This is a genomic window from Crossiella cryophila, from assembly GCF_014204915.1.
Classification (GTDB): Bacteria; Actinomycetota; Actinomycetes; order Mycobacteriales; family Pseudonocardiaceae; genus Crossiella; species Crossiella cryophila.
In genome coordinates, this window is record NZ_JACHMH010000001.1 from 1,318,743 (window position 1) to 1,345,431 (window position 26,689).

General features: G+C 72.2%; 23 protein-coding genes. 10 read left to right on the plus strand and 13 right to left on the minus strand.

Annotated elements, in window-relative coordinates:
• Nucleotides 1–75 precede the first annotated feature (75 nt).
• Nucleotides 76–1,320 (plus strand): ATP-binding protein, encoded by a 1,245-nt coding sequence (locus HNR67_RS06210; RefSeq protein ID WP_185001144.1) that lies wholly within the window; start codon nucleotides 76–78, stop codon nucleotides 1,318–1,320.
• Here the strand turns inward: HNR67_RS06210 and HNR67_RS06215 are convergent.
• The 10 genes from HNR67_RS06215 to wzm form a co-directional block, all read right to left on the minus strand.
• Nucleotides 1,317–4,226: an arabinosyltransferase domain-containing protein gene (locus tag HNR67_RS06215; RefSeq protein ID WP_185001145.1), complete on the minus strand. Its 2,910-nt coding sequence runs from the start codon at nucleotides 4,224–4,226 to the stop codon at nucleotides 1,317–1,319. The two genes, HNR67_RS06210 and HNR67_RS06215, sit on opposite strands and share 4 nt — an antisense overlap.
• Nucleotides 4,223–7,168 carry an arabinosyltransferase domain-containing protein gene (locus HNR67_RS06220; RefSeq protein WP_185001146.1) on the minus strand — a complete coding sequence of 982 codons (2,946 nt, stop codon included), beginning with the start codon at nucleotides 7,166–7,168 and terminating at the stop codon, nucleotides 4,223–4,225. The genes HNR67_RS06215 and HNR67_RS06220 overlap by 4 nt, the downstream gene beginning before the upstream one ends.
• A gap of 107 nt (nucleotides 7,169–7,275) precedes the next feature.
• Entirely contained in the window at nucleotides 7,276–8,310 is a 1,035-nt protein-coding gene (locus tag HNR67_RS06225) for an NAD-dependent epimerase/dehydratase family protein (protein ID WP_221489789.1), read from the minus strand.
• A 10-nt stretch (nucleotides 8,311–8,320) separates the two neighbouring features.
• A complete protein-coding gene (locus tag HNR67_RS06230; RefSeq protein WP_185001148.1) occupies nucleotides 8,321–9,352 on the minus strand; it encodes an NAD-dependent epimerase/dehydratase family protein in 1,032 nt (343 codons plus the stop codon).
• Nucleotides 9,353–9,365: 13 nt separating this feature from the next.
• Nucleotides 9,366–10,784 (minus strand): GMC family oxidoreductase N-terminal domain-containing protein, encoded by a 1,419-nt coding sequence (locus HNR67_RS06235; protein ID WP_185001149.1) that lies wholly within the window; start codon nucleotides 10,782–10,784, stop codon nucleotides 9,366–9,368.
• Nucleotides 10,781–11,119: a hypothetical protein gene (locus tag HNR67_RS06240; RefSeq protein WP_185001150.1), complete on the minus strand. Its 339-nt coding sequence runs from the start codon at nucleotides 11,117–11,119 to the stop codon at nucleotides 10,781–10,783. Before HNR67_RS06240 ends, HNR67_RS06235 begins: the two co-directional genes overlap by 4 nt.
• Before the next feature lie 48 nt (nucleotides 11,120–11,167).
• A complete protein-coding gene (locus HNR67_RS06245; RefSeq protein ID WP_185001151.1) occupies nucleotides 11,168–11,443 on the minus strand; it encodes a hypothetical protein in 276 nt (91 codons plus the stop codon).
• A 635-nt stretch (nucleotides 11,444–12,078) separates the two neighbouring features.
• Nucleotides 12,079–13,002, minus strand: a complete 924-nt coding sequence (glfT1, locus tag HNR67_RS06250; protein WP_185001152.1) for a galactofuranosyltransferase GlfT1 — start codon at nucleotides 13,000–13,002, stop codon at nucleotides 12,079–12,081.
• Complete coding sequence (wzt, locus tag HNR67_RS06255) at nucleotides 12,999–13,790, minus strand: galactan export ABC transporter ATP-binding subunit Wzt/RfbE (RefSeq protein ID WP_185001153.1); 792 nt, start codon at nucleotides 13,788–13,790, stop codon at nucleotides 12,999–13,001. The genes glfT1 and wzt overlap by 4 nt, the downstream gene beginning before the upstream one ends.
• Before the next feature lie 15 nt (nucleotides 13,791–13,805).
• The gene (wzm, locus tag HNR67_RS06260; RefSeq protein ID WP_312986588.1) at nucleotides 13,806–14,636 is read right to left on the minus strand and encodes a galactan export ABC transporter permease subunit Wzm/RfbD; all 831 of its coding nucleotides are present in this window, start codon (nucleotides 14,634–14,636) and stop codon (nucleotides 13,806–13,808) included.
• 244 nt (nucleotides 14,637–14,880) lie between these two features.
• Here wzm and HNR67_RS06265 point away from each other — a divergent pair, with 244 nt between their 5' ends.
• From HNR67_RS06265 to HNR67_RS06280, 4 genes are read left to right on the plus strand one after another with little or no spacing between them, the layout of a single operon-like run.
• The gene (locus HNR67_RS06265) at nucleotides 14,881–15,903 is read left to right on the plus strand and encodes an ABC transporter substrate-binding protein (RefSeq protein WP_312986590.1); all 1,023 of its coding nucleotides are present in this window, start codon (nucleotides 14,881–14,883) and stop codon (nucleotides 15,901–15,903) included.
• Nucleotides 15,900–16,889 carry a FecCD family ABC transporter permease gene (locus HNR67_RS06270; protein ID WP_312986592.1) on the plus strand — a complete coding sequence of 330 codons (990 nt, stop codon included), beginning with the start codon at nucleotides 15,900–15,902 and terminating at the stop codon, nucleotides 16,887–16,889. Before HNR67_RS06265 ends, HNR67_RS06270 begins: the two co-directional genes overlap by 4 nt.
• On the plus strand, nucleotides 16,886–17,905 hold the full coding sequence (locus HNR67_RS06275; RefSeq protein WP_185001156.1) for a FecCD family ABC transporter permease: 1,020 nt from the start codon (nucleotides 16,886–16,888) through the stop codon (nucleotides 17,903–17,905). Before HNR67_RS06270 ends, HNR67_RS06275 begins: the two co-directional genes overlap by 4 nt.
• Entirely contained in the window at nucleotides 17,902–18,678 is a 777-nt protein-coding gene (locus HNR67_RS06280; protein ID WP_185001157.1) for an ABC transporter ATP-binding protein, read from the plus strand. Before HNR67_RS06275 ends, HNR67_RS06280 begins: the two co-directional genes overlap by 4 nt.
• Here the strand turns inward: HNR67_RS06280 and HNR67_RS06285 are convergent.
• Complete coding sequence (locus HNR67_RS06285; RefSeq protein WP_185001158.1) at nucleotides 18,660–19,919, minus strand: MFS transporter; 1,260 nt, start codon at nucleotides 19,917–19,919, stop codon at nucleotides 18,660–18,662. The two genes, HNR67_RS06280 and HNR67_RS06285, sit on opposite strands and share 19 nt — an antisense overlap.
• Before the next feature lie 89 nt (nucleotides 19,920–20,008).
• Here HNR67_RS06285 and amiA point away from each other — a divergent pair, with 89 nt between their 5' ends.
• The 5 genes from amiA to HNR67_RS06305 all read left to right on the plus strand — a co-directional run bounded on the left by amiA (nucleotide 20,009) and on the right by HNR67_RS06305 (nucleotide 24,736).
• The gene (gene amiA, locus HNR67_RS44145; RefSeq protein ID WP_246492469.1) at nucleotides 20,009–20,113 is read left to right on the plus strand and encodes a streptamidine family RiPP; all 105 of its coding nucleotides are present in this window, start codon (nucleotides 20,009–20,011) and stop codon (nucleotides 20,111–20,113) included.
• A 72-nt stretch (nucleotides 20,114–20,185) separates the two neighbouring features.
• The gene (locus tag HNR67_RS06290; protein WP_185001159.1) at nucleotides 20,186–20,974 is read left to right on the plus strand and encodes a hypothetical protein; all 789 of its coding nucleotides are present in this window, start codon (nucleotides 20,186–20,188) and stop codon (nucleotides 20,972–20,974) included.
• Nucleotides 20,975–21,015: 41 nt separating this feature from the next.
• The gene (locus HNR67_RS06295) at nucleotides 21,016–22,401 is read left to right on the plus strand and encodes a CocE/NonD family hydrolase (RefSeq protein WP_312989528.1); all 1,386 of its coding nucleotides are present in this window, start codon (nucleotides 21,016–21,018) and stop codon (nucleotides 22,399–22,401) included.
• Complete coding sequence (locus HNR67_RS06300) at nucleotides 22,398–23,765, plus strand: YcaO-like family protein (RefSeq protein WP_312986594.1); 1,368 nt, start codon at nucleotides 22,398–22,400, stop codon at nucleotides 23,763–23,765. The genes HNR67_RS06295 and HNR67_RS06300 overlap by 4 nt, the downstream gene beginning before the upstream one ends.
• Nucleotides 23,762–24,736: a nitroreductase family protein gene (locus HNR67_RS06305; protein WP_185001161.1), complete on the plus strand. Its 975-nt coding sequence runs from the start codon at nucleotides 23,762–23,764 to the stop codon at nucleotides 24,734–24,736. Before HNR67_RS06300 ends, HNR67_RS06305 begins: the two co-directional genes overlap by 4 nt.
• On the opposite strand, the gene HNR67_RS06310 is transcribed toward HNR67_RS06305, so the two are convergent.
• Both HNR67_RS06310 and HNR67_RS06315 read right to left on the minus strand, forming a co-directional pair.
• Nucleotides 24,733–26,019, minus strand: coding sequence for a YncE family protein (locus HNR67_RS06310; RefSeq protein ID WP_185001162.1), 1,287 nt, complete (start codon nucleotides 26,017–26,019; stop codon nucleotides 24,733–24,735). The two genes, HNR67_RS06305 and HNR67_RS06310, sit on opposite strands and share 4 nt — an antisense overlap.
• A gap of 68 nt (nucleotides 26,020–26,087) precedes the next feature.
• On the minus strand, nucleotides 26,088–26,639 hold the full coding sequence (locus tag HNR67_RS06315; RefSeq protein ID WP_185001163.1) for a bacterial proteasome activator family protein: 552 nt from the start codon (nucleotides 26,637–26,639) through the stop codon (nucleotides 26,088–26,090).
• Between the last annotated feature and the right edge of the window lie 50 nt (nucleotides 26,640–26,689).

Consider the following 26,689-nt stretch of genomic DNA (forward strand, 5'->3'; position numbering starts at 1 on the left):
GCAGTGCATGAGATCGCTACTCAAGCGTGCATCAAACTGGTATTGATCAATGCATGAAAGTGGTACTGTGCTGCTATGGCAGGGTACCTTCCTCGACTCTGTGATCAGCTGATCGCCGAGCTGGTCGCCGAGTTCCCCGCCCTGCTGGTACTCGGCCCCCGCGGCGTCGGCAAGACGACCAGCGCGGTCGAGCACGCGAAGACGATCATCCGGCTGGACCAGCCCGCCGAGGCCGCGGCGCTGGCGGCCGATCCCGATGTGGTGTTGCGCGGCCTGCCCGAGCCGGTGCTGCTCGACGAGTGGCAGCTGGTGCCGTCCGTGCTGGGCGCGGTCAAACGGGCGGTGGACACCGAGCGCAGGCCCGGCCGGTTCATCATCACCGGCTCGGTGCACGCCGACCTGGAGCAGCCGACCTGGCCGGGCACCGGCCGCCTGCTGCGGGTGGACATGTCCGGCCTCACCGTCCGGGAGCTGATCGGCGCCGACCTGAGCAAGCCCCCGTTCATCGACCGCGTCCTCGCGCAGGGCAGGGCCGGGCTCCGCGCCCCGTCGTCCTATCAGGCCGACCTGCGCAACTACCTCAAGTTGGCGCTGCAGGGCGGATTCCCCGAGGCCGCGCTGCACCTGAGCGAACGCGGCCGCCGCCGCTGGGCCCGCAGCTACCTCGACCAGCTCTTCACCAGGGATCTGGCCCAGGTCGACGTGCCGAGGGACCCGGTGCGGCTGCACCGGTACTTCGAGGCGTACGCGCTGAACACCGCCGGGCTGGTCACCGAGCAGACCCTGCTGGAAACCGCCGGGGTGAACCGGAAGACCGGCGAGGCGTACGAGCACTTGCTCACCAACCTGTTCGTGGTGGCGGCCGTGCCCGCCTGGCACTCCAACCGGCTGAAGCGACTGGTCCGCGGCCCCAAGCGATACGTGCTCGACCCCGGCCTGCTCGCCGCCGCGCTGGGCATGGGCGAGGAGGGACTGCTCCAGGACGGCGATCTGCTCGGCCGCTTCCTGGACACCTTCGTACATGCCCAGATCCGCGCCGAACTACCGCTCAGCGAGCACAACCCGCGGCTCTACCACCTGCGGGACCAGGGCGGCAGGCACGAGGTGGACCTGATCGTGGAGCTGCCAGGACAGCGGGTGATCGGCATCGAGATCAAGGCGAGTGCCGCGCCCGGCCCGGACTCGGCCAAGCACCTGGTCTGGCTGCGCGAGCAGCTCGGCGACAAGTTCGTGCACGGCATCGTCCTGCACACCGGCCCGCACGTCATCCCGATGGGCGACCGCATCACCGCCGCACCGATCAGCAGCATCTGGACCTAGTTGTTCGCGTACTGCTCCCGCTGCTTCTCCAGCGACGGCACGATCGGCTGCCGCCACCCCCACTCCCACCCGGCCACCAACCGTTCCCGCAGCTCCAACCGGTACCCATGCCCGCCGAACGGGTAGTCGTACCGGATCAGCGCACCCCAGTCATCGCCCATCCGCCTGCTCCGCTCCGGCAGCCCGGCGAACCGGGTCGGCAGTTCCGGGCGGGCCGCGGCGGCCTGGTGGGCGGGCAGGAAGGAGCCGCCCTGGGGTTCCTCGCGGGCGATGCCCGGCACGCCGAAGGGCAGGCAGGCCGCGCCGTAGCGTTTGCAGCGGTCGCGGATGCGGGGGACCAGGACGTACTCGGGGGCCTCGGTCAGGCCGTGGCTGACCCGGGCGGCGCGCAGGCACGGGAAGGCCAGCGAGAGTTGCCAGTCGATCATCACCGGGCGGTCCGGGCCGAGCAGGGCCAGCAGCGGGTGCGCCGAGCGCAGGCGGGGGGCGGTGGTGGCCAGCCAGCCGCCGGCGCCGACGGTGCCGTCGCGCAGCTTGACCCGGACCTGGGTGGCCCCGGGCGGTGGGCGCAGGCCGGTCTCCCGCCAGTCGGGGGAGTCCTGCACGTCGGTGACGGTCTGCTCGGCGAGCAACTTGTCCTGGTGTCCGAAGTGGACGGACGCGGTGTTGCCGCCGTTGAGTTTCCCGGCCAGTTGCACCGAGATGTCCTGGCCAGGCCCCAGCGCGGGCAGGGGGTGCCAGGGGGTCAGCACCTCGCCGGTGAACCACTCGTGGCCGGGGCCGCCCAGCCTGCCGAAGGTGCCCCACACCGGCTGCTCCTCCGGCGGCGGCGTGGGCGCGCCGCCGGGGGAGGGGACGCTGTGTTGCGGGGTCAGCCGCTGGTAGGTCAGGGTGCTGACCTCGTCGGCCATCCCGCAGCTCTGGCCGAGGACGTGCCGGAAGTTCTCCTTGGCCATCGACCAGGAATCGCGCAGCCGCCAGGTGGCCAGCGCGAAGGTGCCAGCGGTCAGCAGCAGGCTGGTCACCAGGCCCAGCACCAGGATCAGCCGGGGCGCGGGCAGCAGGTCCCGCCAGCACCAGGCCAGCACCAGGCCGATGGCCAGCCACAGCAACGGATTGGCCAGGATCGAGGGCAGTTTCGGGTCCACCCCGAACTGGGAGTAGCCGTACCAGGTGTTCGGTCCGGCCATGGCCAGCGCGACCAGCACCGCACTGCCCGCGGTCAGCGCCAGCCCACCCCGCCAGGTGTACCCGGCCAGCCGTAGCGCGGCCGGGAGTTCGGCCAGCACCAGCGCGGTGACCACGGTGGCCAGCGCGGTCAGCGAACCGAAGTGGTGCGTCCACTTCGACGGCGCCAGCCACAGCAGGCCCAGCCCGGCGGCCAGCGCGATCCCCGGACCGGCCACCGCGGCCAGTGGCGGCAGCGTGTCGCTGACCCGGTTGCGGATGCGCAGCCGCAGCACCGGCAGCAGCAGGAGCAGCCCCAGGGCCAGCAGCACCGGGAACCGCCGGGCGAAGGAGCCCATGCTGCCCTCGTCCAGCAGGAAGAAGTACCGGACGATCTCCTCGTGCCAGGCCAGCGCCGGGCCGATCTCGCCGTGCACCCTGGTCGCCTCCAGCACCGCGCCCAGGCTGGTGTCGGCGAAGACCGCGAGCAGGCCGGTGGACGCGCAGGCCAGCACCAGCAGCCCGCCCCGCCGCGCCTTCAGCAACCGGCTCAGCGGCCGGGCCAGCCCCAGGAACGGGGTGAACGCGACCAGCCCGCTGGGGGTGATGGCCGCGCACAGCCCGGCCAGCGCGACGGCCACGCCCAGCGGGAAGGCCCGGCCGTGCGCCAGCGCGCGCAGCACCAGCGCGAGCACCGAGGCCAAGCCCAGCGCCACCCACGGCTCCGGCCGCACCCCGATGCCATAGGGCAGCAGCCAGCACAGCAGCACCGCCGCGGTCAGGATCCGCGGCTGGTGCTCGGTCAGCCGGGGCAGCACGCCGCGGCTGAGCACCAGCCAGGTGCCGAACGCGGCCACCAGCGAGGGCAGCCGCAGCCACAGCGGGGCCTGGCTGAGCTGCACCCACGGCGTGAGCAGCTCCTGCAGCAGGCTGAACGGGGCCTCGGTGACGTTGAACCAGTGGTAGTAGTTGCCCACGTACCCGGTGTCCGCGGCGGCCCGCGCCATCGCCGCGTAGAAACCGTCGTCGTCGGTCATCGGCCCGGCCACCGCCCAGGCGCCGAGCACGGTCAGCATGACCCCGTCCAGCCAGCCCGGCCGCCGCGGCAGCCAGCGTCGCCTGCGCCGGGAATCCCCGCGCCACAACAGGAACAGGCAGCCGCCGAGCAACAGCACCTGGGTGGCCAGCAGCAGGATCTTCAGCAGGGCCGGGCTGCTCTCGAACCGGGCGTCGGTGTGCGCGACCGCGCTCATCCCGCTGGCCGCGGCCGGGTCCAGCGCGGTGGCGAACGCGCTGACCTGCGGTGGATCCCGATGCGCCGCGGTCAACCGGTCGCCGTCCAGTTCCACCACGGTCTCGGTGGTGTTCGCCCTGATCCGCAGCGCGCAGTCGCCAGCGGGCGCGGCGCCCTGGTACAGCCCGGACCCGTCGGAGGTGATCCGCACGGTCCCGGCCCCGGCCAGCACGGTCAGCCCGCGCGCGGCCCCGTGCGCGTCGTCCGGGCGGTGGCTGGCGAAGACCACGGTGTCCGCCCTGGCCGGCCGCAGCGTGGTGCAGGGCAGCCGGACGTCCAGGCTCAGCGGCCGGTAGGGCACCAGCAGCGCCAGGCTGGACTCCGGCCGGTCCGGATCCTTGGGCCAGCTCAGCACCGGATCGTTGACCAGCACCGGGGCGAACGGCAGGAGCAGTCCACACAGGACGGTGCTGAGGGCGAGCGCGAGCGCGGCACGCGAGTTCATCGGGGCGCCTTAGTCGGTGTGCTGCGGCCGGAATAGTCCTTGTTCGCGATGCTGGGCCCGCGCCACCAGCCGGGCCTGGTCACGTACTCGACGCGCACCGCGTGGCCGTCGAGCCGGTAGTCGTAGGCCACGTCCACGAACCGCCCCCACGGCCGCCCTGGCAGGTGGGTGGACACACCGCGGTACTTGGCCACGGCGAGCAGGTTCGCGTACGCCCCGCCCCAGAGCGGATCCTGGGTGATCGCGGCCATCTCGGTGTAGTCCTCATCGGTCAACAGGATCCGGGCAGGCGGCTCGGCCAGTCCGGCGGCCAGCACCGGCGGCCGGGCGCAGGGCAGCGCGAAGGAGATCGGCCAGTCCACCAGGGTCGGTCCGTCGTCAGGGCCGGTGTCGGCGGCCAGCGGGTGGGTGTGCTCCCGGCCGGGGGTGGACACCGCGAGCCAGCCGCCGCGGCCAATGCTGTTGTCCACGGCCGAGATCCGCACCCGGGCGGGGCCAGGAGCGGTGGCGGTGCCGAGCACGAAGTCCCGCCACTCCGGGCTGTCCAGCTCATCGTCCAGCGACCGGGACACCGGGGCCGCGCCGGGCAGTTCGATCTCGGCGCGCAGCTGGTTGGCCTTGCCGGTCAGCCCGGCCGCCGAGACCACCAGCACGTCACCAGGGGCCACGGAAGTGGTGTGCCAGCCGGTGTTCAGCGTTCCGGTGCCGCGGTCCAGATCGGCGAAACTGCCCCACACCGGCCCGGTCCGCGGTGGTGGCGGGAACTCACCGGTGAACCCACGGCCGGGCAGGAACCCTTGCACCGCGACGGGTTCGGTGGGACGCATCGGCTCCCGGTCGGTGCGTACCCGGATGGCGTCGCCGATGCCGCAGGAACTGCGCAGCGACCAGGGCTCGCGCACCGCGGTGAACCCGAACAGCCCGATCAGCAGCAGCACCGCGAACACCATGGACACCCTGGCCAGTCCGGCGGCGGCCCAGCCGAACACCGCGATCCACCGGCCGCGCTCGTCGTTGAGCGGTCGCCGCCGGGTCATCAGCAACCCGGTCAGCAGCCCGATCACCAGCAGTACCAGCGGGCTGCCCAGCACCCCGCCGAAGAGTTCCTGCTGCCGGAACGGCATGCCGCGGTCGGAGTAGGACCACCACCAGTTCGGCCCGTGCCAGGCCACCCCGAGCAACAGCACCACCAGCAGCAGCGAACCCAGCCGCAGCAGCCAGCCTGCCCTGGCCTCGGCGAAGATCCGCGGCAGGCTGCCGAACGCGCAGGCCAGCGCCAGTGCGCCGAAGACCGCGAGCGCGCCGAAGTGCTGGGTCCACTTCGAGGGAGCCAGCGCCAGCACGCCGAAACCCAGTGCCAGCCAGGCATACGGCCAGCTCGCGGCCCCGGCCAGCGCGCCACCGCGATGCCGGGTGCGCAGCACGGCCACCAGCAGCAGCGCGGCGACGCCGAGCAGCACCGGCACCCGGCGCAGCACGTTGCCCTGCTCGCCAAGCCCGCCCAGCAGCGACTGGTACCGCTGGATTTCCAGGTACCAGGGCGAATGCGCGCCGTACCAGCCGTGCACCGCGGTCGCCTCCAGCAGGGCGCCAAGGCCGACATCGGCGAACACCAGCGGCAGCGCGACCGAGCCCGCGCCGATCAGCAACGCGCACAACGTGATCCGCTGGGAGCGTCCGGGCAGCGCGCGCAGCACCGCGGGCAGCGCCAGCAGCGGCGGCACCAGCGCGAGCAGCCCGCTGGGAGTGATGGTCACCGCGACCCCGGCCACCAGCGCGGCCAGTGCCAGCCAGGCGGGTTCCTGATCGAGCCGGGCACGCACCGCGGCGTAGGCGGTGACCGCGGTGGCCAGCGCGATCTGCGGTTCCGGCCGCACCCCCAGGTCCAGCGGCAGCCACCAGCACAGGAAGGCCGCGGCCAGCAGCCAGCCCGGCGCGTGCACCGACGGCCGCACGGCCTGGATCCGGCGCAGCACCCCGCGCAGCAGCCAGAAGCCGAGCACCCCGGCCAGCACCGCGGGCAGCCGCAGCCACAGCGGGTGCAGCGAGATCGCGCCCCACTCGGCGTAGAACCGTTGCAGCGTGCCGAAGGGCGCCTCCGGCACGTTGAACCAGTGGTAGTAGTTGCCGACGTAGCCCACGTTGGCCGCGTTGCGCGCCATCCACACGTAGAAGCCGTCGTCGGTGGTCATCGGCCCGATCAGCGCCCAGCCCGCGAGCACCCCCGGCACCACCAGGTCGACCACGCCAGGCCGGGGCAGCTTTCTCGGCTGTTTCCGGCGGAATCGCACCAGCAGCGCCCCCGCGCAGGCCAGTGCCAGCAGCCCGGACAGCGCGAGCAGCAGGTACTTCACCAGCGTCGGACTGGCCTGGAAGCGGGCGTCGGCGTGCGCGGTCAGCGAGATCCGACCGGTGGCCAGTGCCGGCGGCAACTCGGTGACGAACGCGGCCACCTGCGGCACCAGTCCATCGACCGCGGCCAGCTCGACACCGTCCCGGCGCACCGAGATCCGCCCGTCCGCCGCGGTCACCAGGTACTGGCAGGCGCCGCCGCCGACCGGACCGCCGAACACCTCGCGCCCGTTGGCCGCCACCTGCACCCGACCGTCCACAGTGGACACGTACAGCCCGGCGAGCCGCCCGTCCGCGTCCTCCGGCCGGAAGGTGGAGAACACGGTGACCTGACGTGGTTCCCGCAGCACCGCGCAGGACACGGTCAGCTCCACCCGCAGCGGCCGGTACGGCACGAACAACGCCACCGTGGACTCGGCAGGCCCGCCCGGCTTCGGCCAGCTCACCACCGGATCGGCCACCCGCACCGGCAGCAGCGGCAGCACCAGCCCGGTCAGCACCGCGGCCAGCGCAAGTGCGGTGGCCAGCGACGTTCGCCGGGGCGCTTCCGGGCCCAGCCGCCGCCTCGCCGCGTTGTCGTCGGCGGCCATAGAACCACTATGGCCACCTCCTCCGCCTTGCGAGGCGACGCCTGGACTCCGGAATCGCCTCAGCAACGTCGATGGCCACCGCACCAGCAACGGCCAGCGCCTGCCCATCACCGCATGATCTTCTTGAGCAGGGTCAGCGCGCCCTGCTTCGCCGGGGACCGGTGGTGTGAGGCGTTCGGGCCCGCCGGTGCGTCCCGGTTGGCCAGGAACCAGTCATAGGAGTCGGCGAACATCGCGTCCGTGGAGTACTCGGCCCGCCAGCCCAGATCCCGTTCGGCCGCCGAGGTGTCGAACCACAGCGACTTCGAGTACATGATCCAGTGGTACGGCCCGAACGGGGTCAGCCCGAGCCGGGCCGAGGCCCGCATGCCCAGCGCGGCCGGTCCGACCGGCAGCGAGCGCACCCTGGACCCGGTGCCCGCGTGCGCGCACAGGTTCTCCAGCGCCGCGCGCATGGTGCCGAACTCCCGCGCGCCGATGTTGTAGGTCGCCGGACCGGCCCGTTTCCCGGCCAGCGCACAGGCTTCGGCCAGGTCGTTGGCGTGCACGAACTGATAGACGTTGGCGCCGCTGCCGAAGACGAACACGTCCGCGCCGTCGGCGATCCAGTCGAAGAGGATGCCGAAGATGCCCAGCCGGCCGTGCCCGAGGATGGTGCGCGGCCGCACGATCGAGACGTCCAGTCCCCGGCTCACCGCGGCCCGGCACAGCAGCTCACCGGCATGCTTGGCCCGCCCGTACTCCTCGGCCGGGCGCGGCGGGGTGTCCGGGAACACCGGATTCTCCAGCGGCACCCCGAAAACCGCCGAGGAGGAGGTGTAGACGACCTTGCGCACCCCGGCGTCGGCGCAGCCGCGCAGCAGGGTCTCGGTGCCGCCGACGTTGACCGACTCGAACAGTGCGGCGTCGCGGGCCAGCGGGACCTGCGCGACGTTGTGGTAGACCACCTCGACGTCCTCGCAGGCGTGCTCCACCGCGTTGGCGTCGCGGATGTCCCCGCGCACGAAGTCCACATCGGAGGGTCGATCGGCGGCGTCGTTGAGGTCGAGCACCCGCACCGCGTCACCGCGTTCGCGCAGCCTGCGCACCAGCAGCGAGCCGAAGTACCCCGACCCGCCGGTCACCAGGGCGGTCTGTGCCACGGAAGTTCTCCTAGAGATCGATGCCGCGGGACCGGCACCAGCGGATGCTGCGCCGCATGCCATCGGCCAGCGCGACCGAGGGCCGGTAGCCCAGGTCCGCGGTGGTCGTGGCGACGTCGCAGGCGATGGTCTTGTCCAGTTCGCCGAGCACGTGCAGCTCCTGGCTGTACCGGCCGGTGGCCTGCACCAGCCGGTCCGCGCGCTCGGCCAGCGCGCCAAGCGCCAGCGGCAGCCGGACCTGGCGCTTGGAGATCGCGTAACCCTCCTCGCGCAGCACCTGCCGCACGGTGGTCACGATCTCCCGCATCGGGTACGGCCGCTCGTCGGCCACCCAGTAGCCGTTGCCTGCCGCCTTGACGTGCCGGGCGGCCAGCTCCACGCCCTGGATCAGGTTGCCCACATACGTCATCGAGCGCCGCATCGACCCGTCGCCCAGCAGCGGGAAACGGCCGTGCCTGCACAGGCTGAAGAAGGTGGTCTGCCGCGCGGGCTGCCATTCGCCGTAGAACCACGGCGGGCGGACCACGGTGGTCTCCAGGCCCTCGCCGTTGGCGGCCAGCACCGCGATCTCGGCGTGCATCTTGGACTCGCCGTAACCCAGGTAGGGCCGGTACGGCTCGCTGTGCCGGAACACCTCGTCCGGCCGCGGGTTGACCCCGAACGGCGAGTTCGAGGAGATGTGCGTCAGCCGCCGCACCCCCGCGGCCCGCGCCGCGGCCAGCAACGCCTGGGTGCCAAGCACGTTGACCCTGGTGAACTCCGCGGTGCGGTGCGGGTGGATCACCCCGGCCGCGTGCACCAGGCTCGCGCCCTCGGCCCCGGCCAGCAGCCGCCGGGTCACCTCCGGATCGGCGATGTCCCCGACGTGCACCGCCACCCCGGGATGCGCGGCGAGCACGGCGGGCACCTCGGCGGCGGCCGGGACCAGCACCCGGATCCGGCCCTCGGCGGTGTCCTTGAGGTGGGCCAGGTAGGCGCGGCCGAACCAGCCACTCGCCCCGGTCAGGACGGTCAGCTCAGCCGGTGGAACCAGGTCGGACATGAAGACCTTCTGCTCAGTCGAGGCGGCCGGTGAGGAAGCGCTGCGCGTTCCTCGCGGCGACCGCCATGATGGTGCCCTGGGGGTTGACGCCGGGTGCTGACGGCAGCAGCGAGGCGTCGTTGACGTGCACGTTCACCGTGCCGTGCACCCGGCCGTAGGAGTCGGCGCCGCAGCGGGCGAGGTCCTCGCCCATCGGCACCGTCCCGCACAGGTGCACGGTCATCAGGCTGGAGCGGGCCGGGGTCATGGCCGCGGCCGCGGCGGCGATCCCGGCGGGGTTGGCCACCACCGGGGCACCGCGGAAGGACGGGTAGAGCACGCTGGCCCCGGCGGCCAGCAGCAGGTGCATCAGCCGGGCCAGCCCGGTGCGCAACAGCTCGTGATCACCGCGGGTGAGCCGGTAGCTGACCAGCGGATCGGCGAAGCCCGGCAGCGCCAGCACCCGGCCGCGGCCCGCGCTCTGGATCGCCGCGTAGTAGACGAACAGGTTCTCCCAGCGCCGCATGGCAGGCCCGAAGGCCGGCCAGTTCTCACTCAGCGCCAGCGCCAGCAACGAGGGCCGGGAGGCCGAGCCGCCGAAGGACAACGCCGGGCCGAACTCCTTGACCTGGTACACCGGCACGTCACCGGGATCGTTGACCGGCTCGTCGAACTCGGCGGTCACCTTCACCGTCGGGTGCACCGACAGGTTGCCACCGATGTTGCGCCGCAACCCGGACCGCTGCAGCAACGCCGGCGTCTGGATGGCGCCCGCGCACACGAACACGTGCTCGAAGCGCACCCGCTCGGTCCGCCCGGTGGCCACATCCCGCAGCACCGCGGACACCGCCCTCGGCCCGGCCAGCTCCAGCCGCAGTGCCCTGCTCCGCTGCCGCAGCTCCACCCCGGCCGCGATCGCCCGCGGCCAGTAGGTGACCGACATGGTCTGCCTGCGCACCCCGCGCTCATCGCAGATCGCCCACCGGGGAACCTCGAAACCCCGCCACCCCAACGCATCCGCACCCCTGGCCAGCACCTGGGAGGAGGCGGGCATGGCCCACGGCAGGGTCGAGACGGAGAGTTCCTTCTCGATCAGATCGCTGTGCGCGGACAGCTCGGGCACGCCCAGCCCGTCAATCCGCCAGTCCCGCGACCAGCCGTCGAGCAGTTCCGCCGACGGCCGGTGGTACAGCCCGGAGTTGACCTCCGACCCGCCGCCGACGCCACGCCCCTCGGTGTAGGCCACCGACGGCCGCCCCAGCGCCGCGGTCAGCCCGCCACCCCGGTACTGCCGCCGCATCTGCTCCAGCGAGAACGGCTCGACCGAACCAGGCTCGGTCCAGTCCCCCTCCTCGACCGCCAGCACCCGCAACCCGGCCTCGGCCAGCGCCCGCGCGGTGACCGCACCCCCCGGCCCGGTCCCGATGACCAGCGCGTCCCACACCCGGCTCACCGGTGTTCCCGCTCAAACGCCCCGGCCAGCCCCAGCCCCCGGGTCAGCCGCACGAACTCGGCCACCACCGGCAGATTCAGCCGGGCCACTCCGGGCCCCAGCACCCGCCGCGCCACCAGGTACCCCACCGCGGCCACCGCCACCCCACAGCGCAGCAGATCCGGCATCCCCAGGATCGCCCCGCGCACATGCGCCACCGCGGCCGCCCGCTGCGCCACGGAGGCCTCCGGCAGCTCCATCCGGAGCAACGCCTCGGTGACCTTCGGCGCAAGCGCCGCCGCCACCCGGCCCAGCAGGGCGGGTAGGGACAGGCTCGACGGGCGGCGAACGGACATCGGGGCGGAGATTACACTCCGCGCCGGACTGGTTACCCACAGACCCGATCAGGGCGTCAGCGCGGTCTCCCGGCTGGCCGCCACCGGCGCCTTTCCGTACAACCCACCGGGTGCGTTCACCGGTCCGATATGCGCGGTGGCCACCTGCGCGAAGTTGACCACGAACTCCCCACCGTCCTCGGTGGGCACCGCCTGGGTGCTCGCGGTCTCCAGATGCCTGCGCAGCCGGGGGCCGAGGTCGGCCGCCACCTCGTCGGTCAGTGCGATCCGCACCGGCTCGCCGACCCCGGCGATGTGCAGGATGAGTGCCTGTTTCTGTGCCATGGGCGCAAGCTGACCACGGAAACCCTTGGGGCACAACGCGAGTTCGCCCGCAGCGGATCCGCTACGGGTGAACTCGCGTTGCGCTCAGGGCCTATCGAACGCGGGCGACCTAGCGCGCCGGAACTAGTGCGGCATGTTCAGGCGATGGTCGCCGACCGAGCGACTACATTGCATTGCCACGCTACACAGAACTACTTGCGGGGCTTGCCAGCGTCGCTGCGCTTCTTGCGCCACGACCCGTCGTTGTTGCGGTCACGGTCCTGTGTGCCGCCGCCCTCTGCGGGAACCTGTGGAACTGGCATCGGTTCTGCTCCTTACTTGAATTCAAGGAGCAGCGCGTCCGGCCGAGTGACGCTGCTTGCCCGGCTTCGCGGCCGAGCTTCAGGTCGGGTAGTTTCCAAGGTGCGACCCTTTGGACCCTAGTCGGAGGTGGCTGCCCCAGCTCGGGCGGTTGCCTTCGCTAGGGCCATTTTAGCTTTTGGTACCGACAACAGCGTGAATGTCGCTTTCTGAATCGATCAGATGTTCGAAGGTGTGTCGAGGCTGTCGTCAGACCCCAAGTGAGCTGCTCATCTCAACTGAAGAGGCCGCCCACGGGATGTTGTGGACGGCCTCTTACGCGTTGTTGGACTACTTCACTTGCGGAAGAACTTCTCCCGACGCCCCTGCAGCACGAGCTTGAGCCACTCGGCAAAGGCCTTCGGGTCCTTCTTCTGGCCCAGGAAGTACAGCCCGAACCGCACTGCCTCCAGCAGCCCCAGCTTGCGCATGCCCGGCTGGGAGAGCAGGTAGCCGCGGTTGCGGTAGGTGTAGTAGCGCTTCACCGGGTCGCCGGGGTCCTGGGCGTGGAAGCGGCCGCCGAGCATCGGCTTGAACTCGTCGGAGCCGTCCGGGTGGGCGTAGGCCACCTTCAGCGTGGTGCCGAAACGCAGGCCGCTGCGGACCACCCTGCGGTGGATCTCGACCTCGTCGCCGCGGAAGAACAGCCGGTAGTCCGGCACGCCCACCACGTCCAGGGTGGAGGCGCGGAACAGGGCGCCGTTGAAGAAGGAGGCGATGCCGGGCAGGAAGTCGGGGCTGTCCGGGCTGGACAGTTCCTCGCGGCGGCGCTTCCAGGTCAGGCCGCGGCGCAGCGGGAAGGCCAGCGTGTCCGGGTGCTCGATGTTGACCACGACCGGGCTGACCGCGGCCAGGTTGCGGCGCTTGGCCTCATCCAGCAGCACCTCCAGCACGGTGTCGTCGGCGGGGCGGCCGTCGTCGTCGCCCAGCCAGACCCAGTCCGCGCCCATGGCCAGCGCGTGCAGCATGCCAAGGGCGAAACCGCCCGCGCCACCGAGGTTGCGCTGGGACAGCAGGTAGGTGGTCGGGATCGGCGTGGCCTCGACGACCTCGCGCGCAGGCTGGTCCGGCCCGTTGTCGACCACGATGAGGTGGTCTGGTTGACGGGTCTGGGCCGCGATCACCTTCAGCGAATCGGCGAGCAGTTCCCGCCGGCGGCAGGTGACCACCACCGCGATGACCTTGCCCTCCGGCGACTTCGACCCAGCCCGATCAGTCATGGTGTGCCACCAGCTCCCACGGAAGCGTGTTCGTCGTCATTGGCGAACGGGTCCCTGCCCTTGTAATGGGTGAGCACCTCGCGCAGCGGACCGTGCTCCCTGACCTGCCCGTGGTCCACCCAGATCGCGGTGCTGCACAGGCTCTTCAGGAACTCGTCGGAGTGCGAGGCGAACACCAGCATGCCGGACCGCTTGACCAGGTCGTTGAGCCGGTCCCGCGCCTTGTCCAGGAAGGCCGCGTCGACCGCGCCGATGCCCTCGTCCAGCAGCAGGATCTCGGGGTCGATCGAGGTCACCACACCGAGGGCGAGACGCACCCGCATACCGGTGGAGTAGGTCCGCAGCGGCATCGACAGGTAGTTGCCCAGTTCGCTGAACTCGGCGATGTCGTCGATGCGGGATTCCATCTGCTTGCGGGTCATGCCCAGGAACAGCCCGCGGATGATGATGTTGTCGTAGCCGGAGATCTCCGGGTCCATGCCGACGCCGAGGTCGAAGACGGGCGCGACCTTGCCGACGATCCGCGAGGTGCCGCGGGTCGGCTCGTAGATGCCGGAGAGCAGGCGCAGCAGGGTGGACTTGCCTGCGCCGTTGTGTCCGACCAGCGCGACCCGGTCACCGTGCTGGAGCGAGATGGAGACATCCCGCAGCGCCTCGATCACCGGCACCTTGCCCTCGCCGCCGATCTTGCCGCCTGCCTTGCCGAGCACGGCCTTCTTCAGCGAGCGGGTCTTGGCGTCGAAGATGGGGAACTCGACCCAGGCGTTCTGTACATCGATGCTGACCATGGGAATTCAGCCCCCTTACACCCAGTAGGACACGCGGGCACGGTAGTTGCGCAACAGGACCAGCGCGGCGGCCCAGCCGACCACGGTGATGATGCCGACGATCATCCAGTGGTGGAACAGCTGGTCCTGGCCCAGCAGCGGCCGCCGGATGATCTCGATGAAGTGCAGGAACGGGTTGAACTGGGCCAGGTAGGCGCGATCAGCGATGAGCGGGTTCGAGTGGTTCTCCAGGATCCGGAAGTCCCACACGATCGGCGTCATGTAGAACAGCAGCAGCACCACACTGCCGATGATCGGCGGGATGTCCCGGAACCGGGTGCTGATGATGCCGGTGAGCAGCGCGACCCAGCCGCCGTTGAGCACGATCAGCACGAAGGCCGGGATCGCGTAGACCACGGTCCACTTCAGGTCCTGCGGGAAGATCGCCAGCATGATGAAGTAGATCAGGAAGTTGTGCGCGAACAGCAGCACCTGCCGCCAGATCAGCCGGAACACGTGCGTGGTCAACGGCGAGGGGAGCTGTTTGATCAGTCCCTCGTTGGCGATGAAGACGTTCGCGCCCTCATTGACGCAGTTGGCGATGAACGTCCAGCAGACCAGGCCGACGGTCACGTACGGCAGGAAGAAGTTGATCGGCTGGTTCTGCAGGGCGGAGAACAGGATGCCCATCGCCAGTGCCATCACACCGGTGCTGATGGTGATCCACAGTGGACCGAGCACGGAGCGCCGATAGCCCTGTTTGATGTCCTGCCAACCGAGGTGGCCCCAGAGCGAGCGCTGGTTCCAGCCGGCGCGCAGGTCTGCGAAGGCCCGGCCCCAGCTGCGGTACGCGCGGGCAGTGTTCACCGCTGGATTTTCAAGAGTGCTGCTGGACACGAAAGTGAGGGTACCGGCGCGACAATCCGTACTTGGCCACCGGTGGGTCATAGCGCGGTCGCGGTGCGCGATGACCGGCCGCCCGAACAGTGGATTTCACCAAGCGTGGCGTTAGGGGATCGTGACGGTGCCCACGACTTCCGGGTGACAAAACCAAGGCAAGATGAAAACCGTTATCGTCTTGCTTGGTCCCGTTCCCACCTGGAGGTGCCTGGTGCGTCCGTCGCACGCCAAGATCGGCCTGCTCAGCCTGGTCACAGTGTCGACAGTCCTGGTTTCCGCGTGCACCGCGGCACCACCCGCGACCGCTCCCGCGAACACCTCCGGAGCCGCCGGAACCGACGTTCCGGTCAGTGCCGCACCGCTCGCGCCCTCGCTCAGCGTGACCGACCCGAACGGGCAGAACCTGACCCTGCCCAAGATCCCGGAACGCATCGTCTGCCTCACCGGATTGTGTGACGACGCGCTCACCGAACTCGGTCTGAAACCGGCGGGCAGCTCCAACGCGGTGCTGCTGACCCTGCCGCAGATCGCCGGCGAGGCAGGCAAGTCGGTGCCGGTGGTCCCCGGCAGCTTCGGTCAGGAGGACGTGGAGGCGATCGGCGCGCTCAAACCGGACCTGGTGATCGGACTTTCCGGTGTGCACGACGGACTCCGGCCCGCGGTGACCAAGTTCAATGCTCCACTGTGGACGGTCAACCCGAACAGCTGGGAGCAGTCCGTCGGCTACCTGCGCAACCTCGGCGCGCTCACCGGCCGCACCGAGCAGGCGGTGGCCGCGGAGACCAAGTTCCGGACGAAACTGGCCAAGGCCATCGCCACCAGCAAGCAGAAGGGCCTGCACAAGCAGACCGTGCTGCTGATGTTCGGCAGCGCCGACTCGATCGGCGTGGACACCGCCGACTCGATCAACGGCAAGCTGCTGGGCCAGCTCTTCGGCTACCCGTTCCCGGCCAAGGGCACCAACGCCGAGACCGCGAACACCTACAGCGTCGAGGAGATCCTGGCCAAGCAGCCGACCGTGGTCTTCGTCTACTCCTTGATCTTCGCCGCCAGCGACAAGAAGCTGTCCGAACAGCTCGCCGCGAACCCGGTGTGGAAGCAGGTGAAGGCCGTGCAGTCCGGTCAGGTGCACGAGGTCGTGCCCAAGCTCTGGGGCTCCGGCCGGGGCACCCGCAGCCTCGGCGCGATCATCGACGAGGCCATCGCCAAGGTGTCCGCGGCGCCTGCGGCGTGAGCCGGTTCCGCGCGCCCCTGCTGGCCGTGCTGGCGCTGCTGGTGATCGGCACGGCCACGCTCTGCCTTGGCACCCCGCTGGTCGGCGTCAACCGGCTGCCCGCCGCGTTCGCCGGCGAGACCGACCTCGAGCACGCCGTGGTGGTGCTGCTGCGCACGCCCCGGCTGCTGCTCGGGCTGTGCGCGGGCGCGGCACTGGGCGCGGCCGGACTCCTGTTGCAGGAGTCGCTCCGGAATCCACTGGCCGTGCCGGAACTGCTCGGTGTCTCCAGCGGCGCCTCGGCCGCGGTGGCCATCACCGTGGTGTGGGCACTGCCGGTGCCGGGCGCGCCGCTGGTCCCGGCGTTGCTGGGCGCGGTGCTCGGCGGGCTGCTGACCCTGCTCGCCGCGCGCAAGGCGGTCGGACCGGCCGCGGTGCTGCTGATCGGCGCCGCGGTCAGTGCCGGACTGCAGGCGATCATGTTCACCGGGCTGTCGCTGTCGGACTCCCGGGAGCAGGGCGTGCTCTTCCGCTACCTGCTCGGCTCGCTGACCGGTACCACCTGGGACACGGTCGCCTTCGCCGCGCCCGGCCTGCTCGCCGCGTTGCCGCTGGCCCTGCTCGCGGTGCCCGCGCTCGGCCTGCTGCGGCTGGGCGATGACACCGCCTCGGCACTCGGCCTGCGGGCCGACCGGGCCCGGCTGGCGGTGCTGGTGCTGGCCTGCGCGCTGGTCGCGGTCGCGGTCGGACCGGCGGGGCCGATCGCCTGGGTCGGTTTCCTCGGCCCGCAGCTGGCCCGGCGACTGCGTCCCTCGGCCGAGGCCAGGGGCTGGCTGGCCTGGTCGGCGTTGTTCGGCGCACTGCTGGTCGCGGTGGCGGATCTGTTGGCCCGCACCGTGCTCTACCCGGTCGAACTGCCGGTGGGCGGGCTGACCGCGGTGGTCGCGGTGGTGCTGGGCGCGCTGCTGATGTTCCGTCGCCGCGCGGACCGGGAGGCACTGGGATGACCCGCGCACTCGCCCTGCCCGTGCTGGCCGTGCTGCTGGCGCTGGCCGCGCTGGCCCAGCTCTCGGTCGGCAGTGCGGTCGGCCCGCTGACCACGCTGGGCGCGTTGTTCGGCAGTGGCAGCGAACTGGAACTGACCATCGTCGGCGAACTGCGGTTGCCGCGGATGCTGGTCGCGCTGGGCACCGGCGCCTGTCTCGGCCTCGGCGGCGTGGTGCTGCAGGCCGTGCTGCGCAATCCGCTGGCCTCCCCGGAGGTCACCGGGGTCGGCTCCGGCGCGGTGCTCGGCGCGGTGACCGCCACCGTGTTCGGCCTGGCCGGGACCGCGGGCGGACTCACCGCGGCGGCCGTGCTGGGCGGGGTCCTCGGCGGCGCGGCGCTCTGGCTGATCGCCTCCAGGGCGGGCACGGATCCGTTGCGGCTGGTGGTGCTCGGCGTGCTGGTGTCCGCGGTGCTGGCCGGGCTGTCCCTGGTGCTGCTCACCGCCCGCCCGCAACTGGCCGGGGCGGCCGCCCGGTGGCTGGTCGGCTCGCTCAACGGGCGGACCTGGGAGCACTGGCACGCGCTGTGGCCCTGGCTGCTCGCGGTGGTCCTGCTGCTGGCCATGGTCGCGCCCGCGCTGGACCTGCTCGCGGTGGACGACGACCACGCCCGCGGCGTCGGCCTGGCGGTCACCCCGTGGCGCAGCCTGGCCCTGCTCGGTGCGGTGCTGGCCACCGCGGCCGCGGTCGCCGCGGTGGGCGCGGTGGCCTTCGTCGGACTGCTCGCCCCGCACGCCGCCCGGCTGCTGGCCGGGGCCGAGCACCGGTTGCTGTTGCCCGCGGCCGGGATCGCGGGCGCGGCCAGTGTGTGCGGTGCGGATTTCCTCGCGCAGGCGGTGACGCTGCTGGTCCCGGCCTCGGGCAGTCAGCGGCTGGGCGTGCCGGTCGGTGCGGTGACCGCGCTGGCGGGCGCGGTGGTGTTGATCGTGGTCGCGCGCCGGTTCTCCAGCGCGCTGGCGGGGAGGGACCAGTCATGATCAGTGGAACCGGTATCACCGTCCGGTTCGGCCTGCGCGCGGTTCTGTCCACTGTGGACATCCGGGTGGCCGCGGGGGAGTGGCTCGCGCTGGTGGGCCGCAACGGCTGCGGCAAGAGCACCCTGCTGCGCGTGCTGGCCGGGCTGCACCCACCGGATCAGGGCACCGTGACCCTCGGCGCGGACGAGCTGAACTCGTTGTCCCGCAGGGAGATCGCCCGCCGGATCGCGGTGCTGCCACAGGCCATGCCCGCGGTGCCGGGGCTGACCGTGCGCCAGCTGGTCCGGCAGGGCCGCTACGCCGTGCGTGGCCCGCTGGGCATGCTGCGCGCCGGTGACGACGAACCGGTGCGCCGGGCGCTGGCCGAGACCGGGGTGGCCGAGTACGCCGACGCCGCGGTGGACCGGCTCTCCGGCGGCGAGCGCCAGCGGGTCCGGTTGGCCCTCGCGCTGGCCCAGGACGCGCCGGTGCTGCTGCTCGACGAACCCACCACCTACCTGGACGTCCGGCACCAGCTGGAGGTACTGGAACTGGTCGCCCGGCTGCGCGCCGAACGCGGCCTGACCGTGGTCACCGTGCTGCACGACCTGGCCCAGGCCGCCCGGTTCGCCGACCGGGTGCTCGCGCTGCGGGACGGCGTGGTGCACGCGGACGGCCCGGCCGCCGAGGTGGTCGACGCGGACCTGCTGGCCGGGGTCTTCGGCGTGCGTGGCCGGGTCTGGCGGGACGAGCACACCGGCCGTCCGGCCTGCTCCTACGACACGGTGCTGTAGACCGGCTCCGGCTTCGCCTCGGTGCGCAACGGCGAGCACCAGGCGAGCACCACGCCGATCGCGAGCACGCCGACCACGGCGGCGAGTCCGGCACTCGGGCTCGCCGCCACCGCGACCGCGCCCGCCAGCGTCGCGCCCAGCGGCTGACCGAGTCCCCAGGACAGCATCCTGGCCGTGGTGTTGACCCGTCCCTGCAGCTCAACCGGGGTGACCTGCTGCCGGAAGGTGATCGCGTTGATCACCACCGTGGTGTAGGCGGTGCCCCAGGCGATCGCGGCCAGCGCGCCCAGCAGCCAGTGCGAGCTGAACACCACCGCCAGCCCGGACAGCAGCGAGGCAGGCAGCGCCCGCAAGGCCAGCCGCGCCGGTCCCAGCCGACGGCTCAGCACCGGCACCAGCTTGGCCGCGATCAGCCCGCCAACGCCCCAGCAGCTCATCAGCACCGCCAGCCGGGCATCGCCGCTGGGTGGCACGCCGAGCGAGCGGTCCGCCCACGGCACCACCATCGCCACCCAGGCCCCGCCGGCGGCCGAGTGGGTCGCGCCGACCAGGGTCAGCGTGCGCACGGTCGGCTGCCGCCACAGGAAGCCAAGCCCGGCCCGGACATCGGCCCTGATGTCGGCCATCGAGCGCGGTCGCCCTGCCCGGTCGGCCGCGGACAGCGGGCGGGTGATGGCCCGGATCAGCAGTGCGGAGATGCCGTAGCTGAGCGCGTCCAGGGCCAGCATCGGCGCGGGGGAGAAGATCGTCACGGCCAGCGTGGCCAGCGGCGGCACCACCATCTCCACCACCGTGGTCACCCCGAACACGGTGGAGTAGGCCGAGGTGGTCCGGTCCTTGCCGACCAGCGTGGGCAGCGCGCCGAAGTTGGCCGAGTCGAAGACCACGAACAGCGTCTGGGACAGGAACCCGACCGCCACCACGTGCACCGCGCTGAGCCCGTCCAGCGCCCACGCGATCGGCACGCTGGCCAGCAGCAGCGCGTTGAGCAGGTCCACCGTCACCATCAGCGCGCGCCGGTCCAGCCGGTCCGCCAGCGCGCCGGCGAGCAGGCCGAACAGCAGGTAGGGCAATGCCTCCGCGGCGGCAACGGCCGCGGTCCAGGCCGCCGAACCGGTCAATCGGTACACCAGGATCGGCAGCGCGACCACGGTGACCAGCGAACCGGCCACGGAGACCACCCTGGCGGCCAGGTACCGGCGGAAGTCCGGGTCCCGCCGGAGGGCTACGACGTTCGTCACCCGAGCACACTAACACTATTGGTAATGACTTTCATTTGTGATAGGCATGAGGAGGTTGAAGGTCAACCGCGATCTGGAGGAGGTACGAGATGGACAAGGTCTTCGTGCGCGTCGAGGCCGAGCGCGAGCTGCCGCACAACTCGGCTAGCCACAGCAACGCCCTGGTCGAGAACCCGTTCGCCGACCAGGACTGATTCCGGTCTGACCTCAAGGTGGCCCGTCGTACCCCGGGGTGCGGCGGGCCACCGCTGGTGGTGGAGGTGCGCATGAGCAAGCTGACGCCGGGCGCCGTGCTCTTCGGGCTGCCCGCGGACCGGACCGCGTTGCGCTCGCCCGAGGGCGAGGTGCTCGACATCGCGCTGCCGCCGGAGGTCCTCGCCGCCGTGCGGGCCACCCTGTCCGGCAGTGCGCAGGCCCCGCCGGAGCTGGCCGCCTTCGCCGCGTCCGGCTTCCTGGGCCGGCGCCGGAGCTGGCCGACCGAACGCGCGACCGTCGGCATCCTGGCCGCCGACGACCTGGCCGAGTCCTACGCCGACCTGCTGCGCGGCCACGGCGCCCAGCCCCGCCTGCTGACCGGCACCGACTCCCTGGACGGCCTGGCCGCGGTCTGCGCCCTGCACGACGGCCCAGCCCCCGAGTGGTGGACCGAACTGGACGAGCTGCCCGATCGCGGCATCGCCTGGCAGCGGATCAGCCGCGAGGGCAGGCACGCCCTGCTGGAACCGGTCGCCGCCACCGCGGCCGACGTCCGGCACCGCGACGTCCGGCTGCGCCGCCTGGCCGCCGCGGGTTCCGGGCACGAGCACCTGAGCGCGTACTGGGCCCAGCGGGATGTCCTCACCGGCGCGGAGCAGTTCGACCCCGCCGACCTGAACCTGGTGCTCGCCGCCGCCGCCCTGGATCTCCGCGTCTGGGCGACCGACCAGCCCACCCGCACCGCCGGATCCCTGGTGACCAGCGAACTCCCCGCCAACCGGCGGCTGCGGGTCCTCGACCTGGACACCGGTGCGATCACCGACCACCCGGTACTCCGGGTCCCGGACTGCGCCCCGTGAGCGCAGAAGTAGAGGGGCACCTCGTCCCCGCCGCGGACGAGGTGCCCCTCGCTACCACCGTGTTTCGCTCTCCCGAGCGTGAGCGATCTCCGGTGGTACTTCTTCGTTCCCCCTACGATCAGCGGCTAAACCACGCCGAGGCAAAAAGTTGGGCGAGCCGGGGTTTTGCCTGCGTAACGGCTGATACCCGGGGCAGATTCGGCTCCGGCGGCACCTTCCTGCCGTACGCGCACGAACGCTCCGACGGGGCCACCCTGCTCGACTGGGTACACGCCCAGGACTTCTGCGACGGCCGGGTCCTGCTCGCCGGCGCCTCCTACGGTGCCTACTGCGCCCTGGTCACCGCCGCCGCCCGCACCGCCCCGGTAGCCGGGGTGATCGCCGCCGTCCCGGCCATGGGCCCCGGCGAAACCGCCCGCGACCCCGGCGGCGCGGCCAGGCTGGCCTGCCGCGCGGGCTGGTGGTCCGAACACGGCGGCACCGGCCGGCCCCGCCCACCGGCCGACCTCGACCTCACCCACCTGCCCGTCCGCGACCTGGTCGACCAGCCCGGCTGGCCCGAACTCTGGTCCGCCCCCCGCCGCGGCCCACTCTGGTCCGAACTCCCGCACTGCGAGGTCCCCCTGCTCGCCATCGGCGGCGTGCACGACCCCTTCGCCGCCGACACCGCCGAACTGGCCGCGACCTGGGGCGGCCCGTCCCGCCTGGTCCTGGGCCCTTGGGGCCACCTCCTGGACAGCCACGCCCCGGGCGCCGCCCTGGCAGGTAAACGGATCGGCGCGCTCTACCTGGCCTTCGCCCACGCCGCCCTCGCCGACACCCAGACCGGTCACCGCGCCTGGATCGCCACCGGCGACCACTGGTCCCACTGGCCCACCGGCACCGGCCCCACCCACCAGCTGTCCGTGGCCCGCGGCGTGTTCACCGCCGACCCCACGAACCCGTTCCCCTCCCGCGCCCCCGCCGCCGACCTGGGCATCGACGCCAACCGCCCGGACCGTGCCCTGCTGCACTCCGCCCCGCTGCCCGGCGGCGTGCTGCGTGGCCGGATCGGCGTCCGGCTGCGGCTGCGCGCGGACACCCCGGACAACGACTGGCTGCTCCGACTGTCCACAGTGGAGGACAACCGGCAGCTCGCGCACGTGATCTTCCGCGACACCGCCCCACCCGGCCACCCGGTCGAGCGCACCGCCGAGCTGGGCCCACTCGGCGTCGAGCTGCCGCCGGGAACCCGGCTGCGGCTGGAGATCGCCGGCCACCACTGGCCCCGGCACGCCCGCAACCCGCACACCGGCGTGGACCCGGTCGACGCGATCGAGCTGCGCCCCAGCCGCCGCGAGGTCCTGGCAGCCGAGTTCACCCTGCCCCTGGCCACGGCCACCGACGCGGTGGCCGCGGCGAACCTGATCGAGGAGGTGGTCCGGTGAGCCTGCCGCCGGAGACCATGGTCGACCCGCTCACCGGCATCGTGCGCCGGTTCGTCGACGTCGCGCCGGTGCCCGGACTGCCGCACCGCTACCGCGGCGTCACCGCCGAGGTCTCCGACGCCCGCCGCCTGGGCGCCTGGCCCGCGGACCGGGTCAGCCTGGGCACCACCTTCGGCGACGTCGAAGGCGCCAGGGTCGCCGCCCTTGGCGAGGCCGTCGAACGCTACTGCGGCAACCGCCTGCCCCCACTCGACGATCCCCGCCTGCGCCGCACCACCGCGGCCACCCTGGCCGCCGAGGGCCACCGCCACTTCGGCCCCGCCGACTTGCCGTTCTTCGCCCCCTGGCAACACCGCGAACCCGGCTTCCCGTACCAGGAATTCACCCCGGACACCGAGCTGCTGTGGACCCGCGGCGAGGAGGACGGCGACCCCTGCTGGCTGCCCGCCTCCTGGGTCTACCTCAACTACTTCACCGGCGAACGCAGGCGGGAACCCCGCCTGCACCACCTCAACTACGCAGGCATCGCCACCGGCGCGGACGCCCCCGACGCCCACCGCCGCGGCCTGCTCGAACTCCTGGAACGCGACGCCCTGGAACTCTGGTGGCACCTGGACGCCCCCAGCAGAGGCATCGCCCTGGACTCGGTCCCCGGCCTGCGAGCCGACCTCGCCGGCACCCGCCTCAAGATCCACCTGGTCGAACTCCCCACCGAACACCCGGTCGCCTGCGTCGCCGCGGTGGCCATCGACGAGGAGACCGGCATCGTCGCCGGCGGCGGCGCGGCCCGCTTCGACCCGGCCGAGGCCTGCGCCAAGGCCGCCATGGAAGCCATCCACACCTGGGTCTTCACCCTGGGCCTGCTCGAACCCGACGGCTGGGTCTTCGACACGATCAAAGCCGGCATCCTGGCCAAGGGCCTGTACCTGGACCACCGCGCCGACCGCCACTACCGCGACAACGCCGGCCCCCACTTCGCCCGAGTCCGCGACCTGGGCGCCCAACCCCAGATCTGGCTCGACCCCAGAACCCAGGAATCCCTGCTCCACCGCTTCACCAACCCCGGCACCCACATCACCGCCGCCGACCTCCCCGTCGGCACCTTCCCCGAACTCCAGGAAAGCCTCCGCGCCCAAGGCTGCCGGGTGGCCACCGTCGACCTGACCACCCCGGACGTCGCGGAAACCCCGTGGCGAGTCCTCCGGGTCGCCGCCACCGGCCTGGTCCCCAACGCCCCGGCGGCCTTCCGCTACCTCGGCCTGCCCCGCTGGCGCGAGGTACAGCGCGCCCGCGGCTGGGCCCCGGCAGCCAGTCCACTGGCCGGTCCGGAGGGCCTGGTCCTGGACCCGCCCCCGTTCCTGTGACCGCGATCGAACAGGCTCTCACCGCAGCCTGGACCGGCGCCGACCCCGGCCCCACCATCCTGGAGAACTGGCCACCCAGCCGCCGCCGCTTCCCACCAGGCCCGGCCCAGGACCTCCCACGCCACCCCACCCCCGGCCTCGGCGCGCTACTCGACCTCTCCCTGGCAGGCGACCCGGCACGCAAGGTCGGCGGCGTCCGCCTCCGCCGGGTCCCCTCAGCGGGCGGCCGCTACCCCGTCAACGCCTACCTGGGCCCCGCCTACTACGACCCCATCACCCACACCCTGCACGGCCCCCCGGCCAACACCATCACCCTTGCCCTGCAACCACAACGCACCACCTGGCGCTACGGCCCCCGCGCCCTCCCCGTCCTCCTGCTAGACCTCGGCCACGCCCTCGCCGCCATCCTCACCGCCGCCCACACCCTCGGCATCCCCGCCAAAGCCACCTTCACCCCACAACCCCCACGCCACGGCGAATACCCACTCGCAACAGTCCACTTAGGACTGTCCACAGGCGAGCAACCCGAAAGCCCAACCCCGGCCCCCCTCCCGGACCCACCCGCCCTGCCCCTGATCGAAGCCGCCCTCACCGAACTGAGCACCCACCCAGCCACCCCCTTGCCCTGGCAACCCCCCGCCGTCACCCCGGAAACCCTGCGCACCCGCCACACCGCCCCCTGGCCAACCCGCGGCCCGATCTCCTTGCCGGAGCACGGACTCATCGCGATCCGGCCAACCGCGGAACTGGCTGGCAGCTCGTGCGGGCAACCGGAACTCGCCAAGGCCGAACTCCTGCTCCTGGCCACCGGCGAGCCCGAACCGCTGAACTTCGTGCGGGCGGGGATGGCTGTGCATCGGGCCTGGTTGCTGGCCACCGCCGCGGGGTTGTCGGTCCGGCCGGTGGGGTGCTGGATCCGGGCCTGGCACGGAGGCCAGCGCGTGTTGCACGCGCTGGCCGTCGGGCCTTAGCGACCCACCAGGTCCGCGTGCCGGACCCCGGGCTCCCACACCGCCACCGACCCGCCGCCGGTCAGCGCGGTGGGCAGCTTCAGCGTGCCGCGGATCCGCCTGCCCGCGGTGTCCACCACATCCACCCGCCCCTGACCGCCCGCGGTCACGAACGCCCGCCCGCCGTCATCGGTCAGCGCGACCCGCCGTCCCTGCGCGCTGAACGGCTCCGTACCGCCCTGCGGCCCACCCGGCAGCGTCCCCAGGTCGACCCGCCCGGTCACCTTCGCGGTGCCCAGGTCCACCAGCACCAGTTCATCGGTGCGGCCGCCCTGCACCACGTACCCGGCCAGGCTGTCGGACAGGCCGAAGCGGTACAGGTAGCCGGTGCCAAGGGGGATCCGGTGGGCTTCGCCGGTGGTCGCGTTGGTCAGGTAGGCGTCCTCGGTCCACTGGGTCCAGTCGGTGGCGCGGTCGTCGCGGACGTAGCTGGCCACGGTGCGGCTGTCGTCGGCCAGGCGCAGGTAGAAGGCGCGGCCGCCGGTGCGGCCGGAGATGTTCCATGGCACCGTGCGGGCGGGGCCGAAGGTGCCGTCGGGGTGGGTGGGCAGCAGGTCGAGGCCGCGTTCGGTGGCGGCGGCGATCACCCGGTGCCGGGCGGAGAACGCCTCGCCGTGGCCGTGCGCGCCGATCTCGGCCGAGCGGGCGGGGGACAGCGGCGCCTCGCCGGTGTGCGCCAGCAGGGCGCGGCGGGGGAAGGCCTGGACCGCGGCGGGGTCGTCGTTGCGCAGCAGGACCGAGTCGGTGGCGGCGTCGATGAGCACCCCCGGCTCACCGGCGGCCACCGGGACCTCCTTGGTCTGCCAGGTCCGCAGGTCCACCACGGTGAGGTGGGCGCCCTCCGCGTGCGGGGCGGCCGGTTCCTCGTGTTCGTGGTGGGCGGCGCTGCTGACCACCGCGTAGCCGCCTGCCGGGTCCACGGTCAGGTGTGCGACCTCGCCGTCCACCGGCGCGGTGCCCAGCACCTTCGGCGTGCCGCTGAGCTGCAGCACCACCAGGGCGTGGTTGCGGTCGTCGACGAAGATCGCGCGGCCGTCCGGCAGGGTCACCACGCCCGCGTGGTCGTTGAGCACCCGGTCGGGCAGTGAGCCGGTCACCCGACCGGTGGCCGGGTCGAGCACGTGCACGGTGGCCGCGTGCTGGTCGGCCACCAGCACCCGGGCCCCGGACGGGGCCGCGACCGCGGGTGCGGCTGACGCGGTCATGGCTAACGCCGCCGCCACCGCGGTGAGGGATTTCAGCATGTCGTCCTACCTCCTGAAGGTCACTTCAGGAGGGGACGATAATCATTTTCAATTAGCCTGACAATGGGTCAGAGATACTGCCCACCGCCGCCGCCGAGGTGCCCGCCCTCGGTCTCGCCGCCCTTGCCCGGCGGCAGCGCGCCCCTGCGCATCTGCTCCAGCTGCACCCGCGCGGCCATCTGCTGGGCGAACAACGCGGTCTGGATGCCGTGGAAGAGCCCCTCCAGCCAGCCGACCAGCTGGGCCTGGGCGATCCGCAGCTCCGCGTCCGATGGCGTCACGTCGTCGTTGAACGGCAGCGACAGCCGCTCCAGCTCGTCCCGCAGTTCGGGCGCCAGGCCCTGCTCCAGCTCGGTGATCGAGGACTTGTGGATCTCCCGCAGGCGGTTGCGGCTCGCCTCGTCCAGCGGCGCGGCCCGCACCTCCTCGAGCAGCTGCTTGATCATGGTGCCGATCCGCATGACCTTGGCAGGCTGCTCGACCATGTCACTCACATCGTTCCCCGGCTGCTCCCCGTCACCGTCGGTGACCGAGGCGCCGAACGGGAGCGCGGTGCCGATGGGCGTGCCGTCCGGTCCGATGACCACGACCTGCTGCTCGCTGTCGTTGGGCTGGTTCATGTGCACATCCTCGCTCGCCTTGGTGGCCGAATGCGACCCGGATACCCCGA